The sequence below is a fragment of the Bdellovibrio sp. HCB2-146 genome, from assembly GCF_047345725.1.
Classification (GTDB): Bacteria; Bdellovibrionota; Bdellovibrionia; order Bdellovibrionales; family Bdellovibrionaceae; genus Bdellovibrio.
In genome coordinates this window covers 1,110,689-1,123,261 of the sequence record NZ_JBLEQP010000001.1, presented here as the reverse complement: position 1 = coordinate 1,123,261, position 12,573 = coordinate 1,110,689, and the positions used below count along the sequence as shown (strand labels likewise).

General features: G+C 44.0%; 14 protein-coding genes. 8 read left to right on the top strand and 6 right to left on the bottom strand.

Annotation, left to right across the window (positions count from 1 at the left end; translation table 11 throughout):
* Positions 1-129: 129 nt before the first annotated feature.
* The 3 genes from ACLWOR_RS05465 to ACLWOR_RS05455 are packed head-to-tail and all read left to right on the top strand — an operon-like array spanning position 130 to position 2,611.
* Positions 130-870, top strand: coding sequence for a TIGR02147 family protein (locus ACLWOR_RS05465; RefSeq protein WP_413939670.1), 741 nt, complete (start codon positions 130-132; stop codon positions 868-870).
* Positions 867-1,511, top strand: coding sequence for a hypothetical protein (locus ACLWOR_RS05460; RefSeq protein ID WP_413939669.1), 645 nt, complete (start codon positions 867-869; stop codon positions 1,509-1,511). Before ACLWOR_RS05465 ends, ACLWOR_RS05460 begins: the two co-directional genes overlap by 4 nt.
* Positions 1,502-2,611 carry a hypothetical protein gene (locus ACLWOR_RS05455; protein ID WP_413939668.1) on the top strand — a complete coding sequence of 370 codons (1,110 nt, stop codon included), beginning with the start codon at positions 1,502-1,504 and terminating at the stop codon, positions 2,609-2,611. The genes ACLWOR_RS05460 and ACLWOR_RS05455 overlap by 10 nt, the downstream gene beginning before the upstream one ends.
* Here the strand turns inward: ACLWOR_RS05455 and lexA are convergent.
* Both lexA and ACLWOR_RS05445 read right to left on the bottom strand, forming a co-directional pair.
* Positions 2,608-3,327 carry a transcriptional repressor LexA gene (gene lexA / locus ACLWOR_RS05450; protein WP_413939667.1) on the bottom strand — a complete coding sequence of 240 codons (720 nt, stop codon included), beginning with the start codon at positions 3,325-3,327 and terminating at the stop codon, positions 2,608-2,610. The genes ACLWOR_RS05455 and lexA overlap by 4 nt on opposite strands.
* Before the next feature lie 139 nt (positions 3,328-3,466).
* Positions 3,467-3,688 (bottom strand): hypothetical protein, encoded by a 222-nt coding sequence (locus ACLWOR_RS05445; protein ID WP_413939666.1) that lies wholly within the window; start codon positions 3,686-3,688, stop codon positions 3,467-3,469.
* 157 nt (positions 3,689-3,845) lie between these two features.
* Here ACLWOR_RS05445 and ACLWOR_RS05440 point away from each other — a divergent pair, with 157 nt between their 5' ends.
* Complete coding sequence (locus ACLWOR_RS05440; RefSeq protein ID WP_413939665.1) at positions 3,846-4,787, top strand: M14 family zinc carboxypeptidase; 942 nt, start codon at positions 3,846-3,848, stop codon at positions 4,785-4,787.
* A 15-nt stretch (positions 4,788-4,802) separates the two neighbouring features.
* Here ACLWOR_RS05440 and ACLWOR_RS05435 read toward each other — a convergent pair whose 3' ends face one another.
* On the bottom strand, positions 4,803-6,641 hold the full coding sequence (locus ACLWOR_RS05435) for a diguanylate cyclase (protein WP_413939664.1): 1,839 nt from the start codon (positions 6,639-6,641) through the stop codon (positions 4,803-4,805).
* Between the two features lie 156 nt (positions 6,642-6,797).
* Here ACLWOR_RS05435 and ACLWOR_RS05430 point away from each other — a divergent pair, with 156 nt between their 5' ends.
* Positions 6,798-7,634, top strand: a complete 837-nt coding sequence (locus ACLWOR_RS05430; protein WP_413939663.1) for a substrate-binding periplasmic protein — start codon at positions 6,798-6,800, stop codon at positions 7,632-7,634.
* Here ACLWOR_RS05430 and ACLWOR_RS05425 read toward each other — a convergent pair.
* The 3 genes from ACLWOR_RS05425 to ACLWOR_RS05415 form a co-directional block, all read right to left on the bottom strand.
* Complete coding sequence (locus ACLWOR_RS05425) at positions 7,622-9,403, bottom strand: methyl-accepting chemotaxis protein (RefSeq protein ID WP_413939662.1); 1,782 nt, start codon at positions 9,401-9,403, stop codon at positions 7,622-7,624. The genes ACLWOR_RS05430 and ACLWOR_RS05425 overlap by 13 nt on opposite strands.
* Positions 9,404-9,500: 97 nt before the next feature.
* Positions 9,501-10,454, bottom strand: coding sequence for an aldo/keto reductase family protein (locus ACLWOR_RS05420; protein ID WP_413939661.1), 954 nt, complete (start codon positions 10,452-10,454; stop codon positions 9,501-9,503).
* Between the two features lie 44 nt (positions 10,455-10,498).
* Positions 10,499-10,900: a hypothetical protein gene (locus tag ACLWOR_RS05415; RefSeq protein ID WP_413939660.1), complete on the bottom strand. Its 402-nt coding sequence runs from the start codon at positions 10,898-10,900 to the stop codon at positions 10,499-10,501.
* A 147-nt stretch (positions 10,901-11,047) separates the two neighbouring features.
* Here ACLWOR_RS05415 and ung point away from each other — a divergent pair, with 147 nt between their 5' ends.
* From ung to ACLWOR_RS05400, 3 genes are read left to right on the top strand one after another with little or no spacing between them, the layout of a single operon-like run.
* A complete protein-coding gene (gene ung, locus ACLWOR_RS05410; RefSeq protein WP_413940749.1) occupies positions 11,048-11,734 on the top strand; it encodes a uracil-DNA glycosylase in 687 nt (228 codons plus the stop codon).
* Between the two features lie 47 nt (positions 11,735-11,781).
* Positions 11,782-12,096 carry a hypothetical protein gene (locus tag ACLWOR_RS05405; RefSeq protein ID WP_413939659.1) on the top strand — a complete coding sequence of 105 codons (315 nt, stop codon included), beginning with the start codon at positions 11,782-11,784 and terminating at the stop codon, positions 12,094-12,096.
* A gap of 41 nt (positions 12,097-12,137) precedes the next feature.
* The gene (locus ACLWOR_RS05400) at positions 12,138-12,539 is read left to right on the top strand and encodes a hypothetical protein (protein WP_413939658.1); all 402 of its coding nucleotides are present in this window, start codon (positions 12,138-12,140) and stop codon (positions 12,537-12,539) included.
* Positions 12,540-12,573: the final 34 nt, after the last annotated feature.

The following is a 12,573-nucleotide window of genomic DNA, read 5'->3' as shown; positions in this document are numbered from 1 at the left end:
AGCGTTTGGACTTTTTATTGATTCATAAAATTTTCTTAGTGAACAGCATTTGAGTTTCTTCACATGATCATCTTGAGTCCTCCGTTCATCTAAGATTTACTTTTTTCGGTGAAGCATTCTAATTTTTCCGTGGCACAGTTTATATCGTCCAAGTTCGAAGAACTTCGGAAGAGAAATCCCCGATTGAGTTTGCGTGCAGTTGCTCGCAAAGCAGGAATTTCGGCAGGTCGATTTTCAGAGATCATCGCGGGGAAAAGAAAACTCAGTTCTTATTATGCGGATAAGATCGCTGATGCCATGAGGCTTTCGCAAAATGAACGCAATGAGCTCTTCTCGTATGTGGAGACTTCATCTCGCAAAAAATTATCGTCGCGTGTTTTGCAAGAGCGTGAGATTGCCATGATCACGGGCTGGGAAAATTACGCCATTCTTAGTTTGATGAAGACTCAAGATTTTCGATCTGAGTCAGAATGGATTGCGGACCGATTGGGAATCACAAAATCGCAGGTGGAGAAATCGTTGGGAACGATGGAGAGCCTGGGAATCATCAAAAAAAATTCTCTGGGATATGTCAGAACAAGCGAATCATTTCAAACTATGAGTGAAATTCCCTCACGGCACTTGCGCCAAGTTCACCACAACGAACTCGCCAAGGCTCTTGAGGTCATGGAAAACACTCCGGTGAGTGTTCGGAGTTTTAGTTCGGCGACGATGCCCGTGAACTTAAACCGGTTGGCAGAGGCGAAAAAAATGATTTTGGAATTTCAGAACAGCCTCATGCAATTTCTCGAACAGGGAGAAAAGACCGAAGTTTATAATTTTAACATGCAACTTTTCCCGTTAACTGACGTGAGGAAAAAATCATCATGATTTTATTGGTCGCTTTAAGTCTGTTTTTCTCGGCTGAATCTTTTGCTGGCGATACGAAAGGACAAGGTGGCGATATCCTTGTTTGCAAGCGGGCAGACAGAACAACTTATGAAAGCTTTGATCTCTATGAACGCTACAATTATCGTTTGTCATTGGCCTTTGGTGAGACGACGACGTCTGAAGAAATCGTTGAGAAAGTTTTAAGTCGATTGATGAGTCTTGATCCGCAAAGATACTGCCTCTATAAAAAATATCTTGAAAGCTTCAGTCGGGAATCTGAGTACATCGAGACGGAGATTGAGCCGATCAACGACGAAGGTCTTCCGATAATCCCCCATCACTGCAAGCTTCAGCAAGCCGCGATTCAGACAATCTTGCCGGATTCGGCGGGGATTAAGTATCGTTTTTACCGACCCGCAGTGGAACAACTAAACGAGCTTCATCGCACGGCTTTATTTTTTCATGAGTTTGTTTATCGCGATGGCCTGGCTCACAACACGAATGGTTTTAAGGATTCTCAAGAAGTCCGTTATTTCACTGCATTCTTGTTTTCAAATCAGTTTCAAGAGGTCACGCAGAAACGCTATTCAGAAATGTTAAGAGTCGTGCGACTTCCTGTTCTAGAAAATCAATGCCAGTAAGCCACGACCCTCGTCTAGAAATGAGAGCCCATCGCAGACCTGTCATGAACGCGGTTGCGAGTCATGAGAACTTTATCTCTGTGAAGTACGGTTTTATTTTAGCCCTGATTTTAAGTCCCATTTTATCGTTCGCGATGGTCGCTGAAAAACGATCGGATCGGTTATTTCTTCGTGATAACGATTGTTCTCTATTGATAAATAGCGTGATGTCTCTAAAAAAATGGACGGAAGCGACAGAAGGTCGAAGTGCTTGTAGCTCCATCAGTCGCACAAATCTTGTGAAGGGGTGCGAGATCGACATCACTGACTGCGTACCTGCGCATGTATTAAAGTACCAAGGTGTTGCTGCTAAAGAAGAGGGACCTAACTGTTATAATTTAGCGCTCGTCATGAAAGGCATTTTGCCTGCCTTAAGATTTTCTCCTTCAGACGAAATGAGTTTTTATATGCGCCCACCTCTTTGTCGTGCCTTAAACGACAACGAACAAAGAAAGCCGGGGGATGTCGGAGCGATTCGCGAAGCAGGCATAAATGCTGAAGTGCATGGTTTTATCTATATCGACGAAAATGTCGCTTACACAAAAAACGGCAACGAAATTCAGCCTTACATGTTAGATTCGTTTAAGGAGTTGGTAAAAGGCTACGCGTTGACCGAAAACCCGGCGTGTTGGACTTCTGCGAAATCAAAACCGCCTGAATGTAAAAAAACTGTCTCTTATTTCCGCTGCGATTCGATGGAAGATTATTTGAAGAAAAATCCTGATCTTTCGCCTGAGATTTTAAAGATATTTGATCAAGTAGAGAATTTTGAAGAATGCCTATCTGATTCTGCCGTGCATGGAAAAATGCTGTCGGCAGAAGCAAAATCTAGCATCGTGAATACATCAAAAGCGCTCGTATTTTATTTAAGGTCGGAAAGGGCGAAACACGAGATCGGCAAGAATCCTGAAAATGATTTTATTTTGGGTGCATTGCAGTTGCGCTTAAGAGGCATAGCAGGACAACTCAATACGATGGAGCAAGAAAACCTAGCAGATACAGTTTGGGATCTTAATGCCATGGTTCGAAAATCCGCTGAGGACTTGAAGTCTTCTAATTAAAATTTACGAATAAGCCCTACGAGGATGCCGCGGATTTCAACCTCTTCCGGTGGGTACCACATAGATTTCATTGTTGAGTTGGATGGACGGAGTTCGACCATTTTGTCTGAACTCCCGCTATCAGGACGGGCGCGAAAGTAAATGCGCTTTACCGTCGCTTCATTTTCAACAGTCGCGACAACAATGTCTCCGTTGTTCGCGGTGTTTTGTTTTTGCACGAGAATAACGTCTTCATCGTGGATGCCATCTTCAATCATTGAATCCCCTTGAACTTTCAGAGCGAAAGATTTCGCAGGATTGCGAACCATCGAAGGTGGAACATCTACAAATTCATCGTGTTTTAAATTTTCAATGGGTTGTCCCGCAGCGACTTTCCCGAGAAGGGGAAGCGACAGGATCTCGTCACGAGCCTGGAGGAGCTGAGTGCGAGGAGACCCTGTCTTCGTCGAGACATTTTCAGAGTGATGCTGCTGGAAAGCCGAAGCTGAATGCAGCACCTGGATCGCTCTTTTCTGGTTTTGGGGATTTTCGATATATCCCTTTGCCGTCAATTGCTTCAGATAATTCTGAACCGAATTGAACGACGCCAGACCAAAGTGTTCCTTAATTTCTTGATATGACGGAGAAACTCCTGAACTTAAGATGTGGCTCTCGATAAACTCGAGAACGGATTTTTCTTTAGGTGTCAGTGGTGGGAGGGGCGTTTTCTTTGTCATAACTTACATATGAACTTACAGTGTAAATTATGTGTAAGTCAAAAGAAAAAACACAGGTCCAGGAAAGTATTAAAGCCACGCTGAGTCGCGTGGCTTTAACCCTTCTTAAATTGATCTATAGGACTTTTAGGGCACAGTTCTATTCGTTTTTTGGACACTCTTTCTTATCGTCTAGGCAAGTCGCCTTCGCCTCTTTATAGAGTGTAGGTGTTGTTTCTGAAGCAACAGCACGAACAATCGTAGGGCGTGGTTTGTTCTCAGCGTGGCTAATAGGAGTCATCGAGCAATTCTGATAGAAAAGTATCACGATGGGATTAATTACCAACATTGCCACGAAACTGAATCCACCCTTGTTAATCATTCTTCCTCCGAACCTGCGTAAAAAAGATCACACCTTTTACATTACGGACGAAAGGCACCTGGACTTTAGGCGAATTGTAAGGATTCTCAGATAGAGTCAAAAAAAGCCATTTTCTCATCTTGAGAGAAAGCAAATACCCGGAGATAATAAGAGAGCCATGACAATAAAATGCCTGACGGCCTCTATTTTTATAAGTTCCTTGCTATCTGTCGTTGCAGCACGTGCGGAGTTCACTAACATTCAGCAAGAGTGTGTTAACAGTCTTAAAAAATTCCCGGGTGCTTTCGATGACAAGCTTTTAGAGCAAGCATGTGAAAAGGCCATCGTGGATGAGTTGTGTACGAGTGCCGAAGGGCGCCCGATTTATCACTACGAAAAACTTTCGACCGAGAAAGACGCCAAAAAAATTCTCGTGTTCAGTTTGATTCACGGGGATGAAACGCCTGCAGGAACTGTGGGTCGTTATTGGATGGAACGCTTGCAAGGAATTGCACCTCGCAACTCTTGGCGTGTCATTCCAGTTCTGAATCCCGATGGCGTGAAATATAAAACTCGTACGAATGCGAACAAGATTGATATCAACCGCAACTTCCCAACGAAAGATTGGAGTACGGCTGCAGTTGAAAATTGGAAGCGCACAACCAAAGAAAATCCACGTCGTTTCCCAGGTAAAGAAGCGGCGAGTGAGCCTGAAACAAAATGTGCAGTTCATCACCTTGAAGAATTCAAACCTGATTTTGTCGTGTCTGTGCACACGCCGCTTAAAGTTTTGGATTTCGACGGACCGAAAGTATCACCACCAAAATTCGATTATCTTCCATGGAGAAGCTTAGGAAGTTATCCAGGGAGCTTAGGTCGTTATATGTGGTTGGAAAGAAAAACTCCGGTCCTGACAATGGAGTTGAAAGAAAACCTTCCACCGAACTTGCGACCGTTTGAGAAATTGCAAGACATCATCGGCAGCCTGGTGATGCTGGAAACGGGTAAGGTGAAACATCCGCCTGTAAAGTCGGTCGATGAGTTGAAAGCCGGTGATGAAGGCGATGAAAATGCGCAGAATAAAGCCGCCCCTCTTTTGCCGGTCGCTCTAGAACACTAAGATTTCAAATTTAAATTAAGCAGAATCTCGAAGACGGACGCCATTGCGTCCGTTTTGTTTTACTTGATACAAGGCTTCGTCGGCCAAGTTCATCATATGATCAAGCGGCGGCTTTTGGTTGGTGCATCCACAGACGCCCACGCTGACAGTGACGTTGAGACTCAACTCAAGATCCGTCATATCTGTACGAGCCACGCGATCGCGAATGCGTTCGGCAACTTCTTTTGCGGCTTCAGGTGGCGTGAAAGGTAAGATCACTAAAAATTCTTCTCCGCCAATACGACCGACGCGATCGGCTTGTCGCAAAAAGGATTTGCTGACGGCGGCAATTCGTTGAATCACTTGATCGCCGACAGCGTGACCGAAGGAGTCGTTCACGCGTTTAAAATGATCTATATCGAAAATCAAAACCGAGAACGGCTTGTCTTGCTCTTTACAAGTGCGCAGTGCTTCTTCACCGTAGGCCAAGATATGGCGACGGTTTGGGATCTGAGTCAGTTCATCCGTCAGTGCCAAGCTCTTCATCTGTCTTGCTAAGCGCACTTGGCGAATGGCGAAGAAGCCGCCTACTGAGAACAGGAGTGCTAATAATGAAATCACTGCCATTTGCAAAACTTGAATGCGCGAAGCTGTCTCAAGTTCTTTGCGGAGCAGTTGATTGGCTTGCTCTTTTTTGCTGGTTTCAAAGCGCAATTGCACACGAGCCAGTTGATTGTCTTTTTGATTGTTCAGGATTTGATCTGAAACCGATTTAAATTTCTGTGATTGGGTGTAAGCTTTTTGCCACTCGCGCATTTGCGCATAGACCAGACTGCGTTGTTCTAAAATATCGCGTTCATTTGTTGGGGAGCTCGATTTTTCAGATAACAACTCTGCGTGATCGAGTTCTTCCAAAGCTTGATCATTCATGCCCAGCAAACGATATGAAATGGCTTTTTCCAGGTGTACGCCCGCTTGGCTTTTCAGACGATTTTTTGCTTCCAGAATTTTAAGAGCTTTATCTAAGGAAGCCAATGCCACCTTCGGACGCTTTGTTTCGTTGTAAACACTGCCGAGCGCGCGATGAACGAGTGCGATGCTGGCTTCGTTGCCCAGCTCTGTGTGAATTTTTAGAGATTCTTCGTAAGAGCTTTCGGCTTTCGTAAAATCTTTTAAAGATTCATAGCGGCGACCGAGGTTGTAAAGCACAACAGCAACATTTCGTTTTTTTCCGGCGGCGCGATTTTTTTCTAAGACTTCAGTGAAATATTCGATAGCCTTTTTATCTTCGCCCATGCGTCCGTAAAGAATCGCAATTGAATTTAATGTGATGCGAATCTTGTGTGGCATCTCGACTTCATAAAACAGAGTCTGCGCGTTTTCGAGGAATACGAGGGCCTCACTGTAGTCCCCTTGGAATCCCCGAAGTTGTCCCAAGTTTAAGAGCGCTTCGGCTTCAACGGCTTTGAGTTTCGAAGAGCGCGCCATCGAAAGAACATCGAGATAGGATTGCTCGGCGATGTTTGCTTTTCCCAGTTTTTCTTCAGCACTGGCTTGGCACAGTTGCAGTTCTAAGGCTTCAGCTTTACCGAGGCTTTGTAATTTATGGGGAGTCCACTTGGCCACAATCTGTAGGGCCTCTTTGGAATCATCGTTGTCCACGTAGTAACCGCAGCGAATGAGGTCGGCTTCAAGTTGCGCGGCACTGTCGAGGGATTTTTGAGTTTCTAAATCTTTGATAATTTTCAGAGCGTCGTGCGGACTTTCACCTAAAAGTTCACGGGCTTGCGCAAGCAGATCGGAAGTTGTTGACGCTGCAACAACATCTGCGGACGCACATGCCAGAATAAGACAGAAAAGAGCCGACACTCTCATATGTCTCTTATCGGTAAACAAAAATTTGGCTTAACGGCTGGGTCACCGGTGATCGTTTCGAAGCTGTAATGTTCTAGATCTTAGTTGTGCGGACAGGACCTACGCACATAGTATTCTCTGTTAAGTATAAGTAGAATGGGGACCGGAGGTGCGTTGATGTCGGTTCTTTCCCGAGTTCTGATATTGGCTTTCTTGATCGTTTTTTCACAAGCCAGCTTCGCCAAACAAGTCGTCCGTATAACAACGGGTGAATGGGCTCCTTATATTTCCGAAAGTATTGATCAAAAAGGCTTGATCACACAAATCACAAAAGAAGCTTTTGCCAAAAAAAATATTGATGTCGAAATTGGCTTTTTCCCATGGGCGCGCGCGACCGAACTTTCTAAATCTGGAGAGTGGGATGCCACAATCGCATTTGCGCGTTTGAAAGAGCGCGAAAAATTTTATCTCTTTAGTAGAACTCTGTATATCGGTCGCTATGCTTTCTTTCATCTCAAATCCCAACCATTTTTTTGGACCGGCTATGAGGATTTAAAAGAAATCAAAATGGCGTCAACCCGAGGCTTTGGCGGGATGGGTGATGATTTTTTAAAAGCCGAACGCAGTGGTGTGATTACAGTCATGCGTCTGACGTCAGATGTGCAGAGCTTTAACATGCTCAAAGCGAATCGTGTACAGGCGGTGCCAAGTGATTTGGAAGCTGGATATGTTTTGCTTCATAAAATTTATGGGAAAGAAGCCAATCTCTTCACTCACAATCCGCGTTTGATTCAAAGCTCGGATTATCATCTTGTCGTATCTAAGAAAAATAAAAATGCGCAGAAAATTATCGACACCTTTAATGAAGGCCTGATGTTACTTCACAGCTCCGGCCGTTATGACGAAATTTTGAAAACTTGGTACAATAAACCTATTTATCGCCAATCTGTTCCTCCGGAGTATTTGCCTGCTCCGAAGGTCACAATGCGGACACCGGCACATCATAGATTCTGAGTCTGAGATTTTCCTGTGAGTTCTTTTTCCAATGTTTGCACAATAGAACTTAATTGCTTCGATTGATCCCACATGGCTTGCGAAGCTTTAGTTAGAAATTCAAGACTTTCTTGATTCTTCATCGTCTGAATTCCAAATTCAGAAACCGCTTTTGAGATTTGCTCGATTCCAACGGACTGCTCCACAGCCGAGTGAGAAATCTCGGTGTTGAGATGGTTCAGGTTTTGAATCGATGACACAATATTTTTGAGCATCACGGCCGCTTGATCGGCACCTTTTTGATTGTTTTGAATCAAAGAGACGCTGTCATGAACAAGTGCATTGATTTCTTTGGCAGAGCCGGCACTTTTTTGTGCCAGCCCACGAACTGCATCCGCAACAACGGCAAAGCCACGACCTTGTTCGCCCGCGCGAGCTGCCTCAACCGAGGCATTGAGCGCAAGCAAGTTTGTTTGAAAAGCAATGTCATCGATGATCGTAATGGTTTCGGAAATTTTCGTAGAGCTTTTTCCAATGTCTTGCATCGCGTGCAGCATTTTAAGGATTTCGCCCTGACCTTCATTTGCCGATTCACTGGCTGTGCGTGCTGTAGAAGAAGCTTGTTTGGAATTTTCGGTGCTGATTTTCACCATGCTGTTGATTTCTTCAAGGGTCGCGGCGGTTTTCTCAATCGCAGCGGCTTGTTCGGTGATGGCCTTTGAAACATTGCGAGTGGTTTCACTAAGTCCCTGGCCAATCTCCAAAGTCGAAGCTGCTGCGGTTTTAAGAGAAAATAAAGAGCTTAACATTTTGCTGAGGCTTTGATTGATCGAGCGGCCCACCATGATCGAAAACATAATTGCAAACAAAAGAGCAAGACCGGCTAGGGACAAGGCCTTCGTGCGGTGATCTGTTAAAGAGTTAATACGAATTTCTAGAAGTCTTTCAAGTTCCGTATTTGCGATATCCCAACTTGCATAACTTTGGTTTAAAGCTTCAAGGCCGGCCGTCGTAAACTCTTGGGCGTTCACGCTTTGACCTTTGCTGATATTGGTGAGAAGCGTGATCAGCTTTTGCAATTTCTCTTCGAGATCTTTCCCTGTCGAGGCCAAGTTTTTTTGAAGAGAAGGGGAGATGTCGTTAAAGTTTTTGTCTTCGTTCAGAGAAGTTTGTATATCCGTGAGCACACGTCCCAGATCAGATTCTTTTAATGACTGAGCAAAGACGGCCGCCTGTATACGATTTTCTTCTGTTAAAGTTTCACTGGCTAAGATGTTAGAAGCTAAAATATTTTGCAGGCGATCTTGCATCTGGGGTAAAGCGAGCAAAGTGATATCCATTAAATAATAGCTGTCTAAATCCGGGTCCAGAATCAGATTGGACGTATCCCCCAAGTGGGCAATGGCTGTTTTGATCGAATTGATCGATTCGTCCCAGTTTTTTTCGTTCAAAAATTTTTCGAGGTTTTGCAGGCTTGCGTTGTCTCTTTTGCGCGAGCCCAATCCATCCGTTGTGAACTGCAATGACTCGCCCATGAGTTGATGTTGATCTTTGAGATTTTTGAGATTCTCTGTAAAGTCTGGATTCTTAAGTTGCCCGAGTTTGACGAGAGCTACTTTTTGCATCAAAGCCTCATAAGGCTTTTGCATTTCTGTTCCCAACGATTCTTTCTGACCAAATTCGATGTTTACGCTTTCGGACTGATACATCAAATGGATAAGGACGACGATTGGAATCGAAAAGATAAGAACGTTCAAAAACAGACGCAAACCCAACGGAAGTTTATTCATGCAGACTCGCTTTTATGTGTTTATTGATTGTTTACACGTTTTTAAAAGCGAGTCATGAATTCTAAGGTCGAGCTAGTCCGAACAAGTGTTTGGAATTTTACTTAAAAAGTTGTTTCAACTCGCGGTCTACTTCCGGGGTGATGTTCACTTTAAGAGCTCCCAAGTTTTCCTGAAGTTGTTCGATTCTTGTGGCACCCAAAATCACGCTAGAAATGCCTTTCTGTGCCGCGATCCAAGCCAGCGCAAGTTGCGAGCGACTGCACTCCATTTCGTCGGCAATTTTCTTCATCGCTTTGACTTTGCGAACATTGTCTTCTGTGTAGAGCGTGTCTTTCAGCCACTCGATCTTAGACAGCCGCCCCTCTTTGATGCCGTCATCATACTTTCCGCTTAAAAGTCCTGAGGCCAATGGAGACCACGTTGTTAAGCCCATGCCGTGCTGAACAGCTTTGGCAATCACATCCGTTTCCATTTTTTCGCGTACCAGAAGATTGTACTGTGGTTGTTCGACAGCGGGTTTGTAGTAACCACCTTTTTCACAGATATCGATGGCCTCTTGGATTTGTTGTCCTGTCCATTCGCTTGTTCCCCAATACAAAATTTTTCCTTGGTGAATCAAGTCATCCATGATGCGCACGGTTTCTTCCACTGGTGTTTCCGTGTCATAACGATGGCAATAGTAAATATCTAAATAGTCGGTGCCGATACGTTTTAAACTTTTGTGGATAGATTCGTGGATATGTTTGCGTGAAAGTCCTTTGTCGTTAATATCGTCACTCATCGGCCAAAAAACTTTTGATGAAATCACTAGTTCGTGTCGTGGGAACTCACGCAAAACCGCACCCATCATGAGTTCTGATTCGCCTTTGGCGTAAACATCGGCGATATCAAAAAAATTAATTCCGGATTCGTAGGCAAGATGAAGAATACTGTGGATGGTCGTGGCGTCTTTGACGGTTCCGCCGAAGGTTGTCCATCCGCCAAGAGAAAATTGGCTGACTTTGATTCCGTTTTTTCCGAGATTTCTATAGGGCATATTCGCATTAAACATAGGAGCTCCTTCTCAAGAGCCCCTAGTGTGCGCCGCCTAAGGTCTTAGTGCAACACAGGATGCTGGAGGTAATGATTGATTTCGATAATGCGGTCTTGCTGACTTATGACACTATCTTGAATCTCAATCAGTTGTTTCAATAAATTTTCTTTGGCCAACTTAATAGCTTGGAAAATGTCCTCATGAACACCTTCCGCAGACACGCTTGTGTCGTCCTCTTTCAGAACAATCGCAATGCGGTACAGCTTTTTAAGTTCAGCGACCGAAAATTCGCGACCTTCCGTTTCATATTGAAGCGCGAGTTTTTTTGGATCTCGAGCGACAACTGCGACCACAGTCTGTGGCGTAACGAAGGGCTCGAAGTCCGCGATTTGCTGGTATATAAAGGACTTAACTTCCGGGTTTTGTTCAATAAGTTCTATGGTGGGATTTAGAAAGGTCGACATACCGGCCTCCTTTTCCTCTTGTTTCTAGTTTAACAATGAGGCTTAGATTTGTCTGGTCAAGTTCAACGGAACCGAAATAATTATTTAAAAAGGCATTAGTTTGCTTTAGAATCCGAGGCCTAGACCAAGGTTGTGTGTCAAACTGAGATGGACGGCGTGAAAACTGAAATTAAGTTAAATCCTAGTTGGAAAAGTAAACTCGAAACAGAGTTTGATCAGGAATACATGAAAAAGCTGAAGGCTTTTCTTGTTGATGAATACAAAGCGAAGAAAACCATTTATCCCAAAGGCGATGAGTATTTTGCAGCTTTGAATTACACGGATTTTGATAAGGTCAAAGTCGTCATCGTGGGGCAAGATCCCTATCATGGTCCCGACCAGGCCCATGGTCTTTCATTCTCAGTGCGTGATGGTGTTCGTTTTCCTCCGTCTTTGCAAAATATTTTTAAAGAACTCAAAGCCGATTTGGGAATTGAGCCTCCTAAGTCAGGTTCATTGGTTAAATGGGCAGAGCAAGGCGTTTTACTTCTCAATGCAGTTTTGACTGTTGAAGGCGGACTCGCAGCTTCTCATCAAGGTCGTGGCTGGGAGCAATTTACGGATAGAATCATCCATTTGCTGAACGAACAACGTGAAGGTCTAGTATTTATCTTGTGGGGCTCTTATGCTCAGAAGAAAGCGGCCTTTGTGGACAGAAAAAAGCATTTGGTTATTGAGTCTGTTCATCCATCGCCACTCTCAGCGCATCGTGGTTTCTTTGGGACAAAACCGTTTTCCAAAGCCAATGCCTATCTCAAGTCGAAGGGCGTGCAAGAGATCAATTGGTCTTTATAAATGACTTCGGAATTCCGATAAGAGATCATTCCTAAAAGGAGTCTTTTATGTTGAAGCGTTCCTTAGTTCTGTCGGTTTTAGCATTGATTTTGGGTTTCAGTTTTTCAGCTCAAGCTCATCCCCCAACGCGAGTTATTGCCCAAGCGGCTTCAAAAGTACTTAAGGATTCAGTTAAAAAGATCCGCGAGGACGACGAAGGCGTGGTGGTTTTGTTTGTAAAGACGCCGGGCTCCTATTATTTGCGCCGCACGACTGCAAATTTTGACGCTCTTAAGAAGAAATTGGACGAAAGCTTGAAATCAAAGTCCGAGATCTCAGTGACGTACGACTCCGCAGAGCTCAATATTCTTGAAGTAAAATAGTTCCATTGTAAAATGGGTCTTCGACATAAGGAGACCCAGATATGAAATTCATCATTGCCACTTTGGTAGCCCTTTCTTTCAATTCCGCATTTGCAACAACTGCAACTGACGTTTCAAACAAAACCAAAGAAGCTGCATCTGCAGCTGCCGACTATACGGTTGAACAAAAAGAAGCATTTCAAAAAGACATGGATGCAAAGTTGACAACTTTGAAATCTGAAATTGCCCTTCTTAAAAAACAAGCTTCTGAAAAAACCGGCGAAGCTAAAAAAAGCATGAATGAGAAAATCGCAGCGATGGAGCAAAAGCAAGCTGAGATGAAAGCAGATCTAGCAAAACTTAAGAAAAGCTCTGGAGCGGCTTGGTCACAAATGAAATCGGGTATGTCTAAAGCTTGGGACTCACTTTCTGATTCTTATACAAAAGCAAAAGCTGAGTTCTAGTTTTAATGAAGTCTTCGCAAGTTCTTTTTACTTC

What these genes read in the sequence shown, in the direction of transcription:
- ACLWOR_RS05420 (WP_413939661.1), bottom strand. Translation starts at nt 10,454, where the DNA reads ATGTTTAATGCGAATATGCCCTATAGAAATCTCGGAAAAAACGGAATC.
- lexA (WP_413939667.1), bottom strand. Translation starts at nt 3,327, where the DNA reads ATGACAAAGAAAACGCCCCTCCCACCACTGACACCTAAAGAAAAATCC.
- ACLWOR_RS05430 (WP_413939663.1), top strand. Translation starts at nt 6,798, where the DNA reads ATGTCGGTTCTTTCCCGAGTTCTGATATTGGCTTTCTTGATCGTTTTT.
- ACLWOR_RS05455 (WP_413939668.1), top strand. Translation starts at nt 1,502, where the DNA reads ATGCCAGTAAGCCACGACCCTCGTCTAGAAATGAGAGCCCATCGCAGA.
- ACLWOR_RS05440 (WP_413939665.1), top strand. Translation starts at nt 3,846, where the DNA reads ATGACAATAAAATGCCTGACGGCCTCTATTTTTATAAGTTCCTTGCTA.
- ACLWOR_RS05445 (WP_413939666.1), bottom strand. Translation starts at nt 3,688, where the DNA reads ATGATTAACAAGGGTGGATTCAGTTTCGTGGCAATGTTGGTAATTAAT.
- ung (WP_413940749.1), top strand. Translation starts at nt 11,048, where the DNA reads ATGGACGGCGTGAAAACTGAAATTAAGTTAAATCCTAGTTGGAAAAGT.
- ACLWOR_RS05400 (WP_413939658.1), top strand. Translation starts at nt 12,138, where the DNA reads ATGAAATTCATCATTGCCACTTTGGTAGCCCTTTCTTTCAATTCCGCA.
- ACLWOR_RS05460 (WP_413939669.1), top strand. Translation starts at nt 867, where the DNA reads ATGATTTTATTGGTCGCTTTAAGTCTGTTTTTCTCGGCTGAATCTTTT.
- ACLWOR_RS05435 (WP_413939664.1), bottom strand. Translation starts at nt 6,641, where the DNA reads ATGAGAGTGTCGGCTCTTTTCTGTCTTATTCTGGCATGTGCGTCCGCA.
- ACLWOR_RS05425 (WP_413939662.1), bottom strand. Translation starts at nt 9,403, where the DNA reads ATGAATAAACTTCCGTTGGGTTTGCGTCTGTTTTTGAACGTTCTTATC.
- ACLWOR_RS05415 (WP_413939660.1), bottom strand. Translation starts at nt 10,900, where the DNA reads ATGTCGACCTTTCTAAATCCCACCATAGAACTTATTGAACAAAACCCG.
- ACLWOR_RS05405 (WP_413939659.1), top strand. Translation starts at nt 11,782, where the DNA reads ATGTTGAAGCGTTCCTTAGTTCTGTCGGTTTTAGCATTGATTTTGGGT.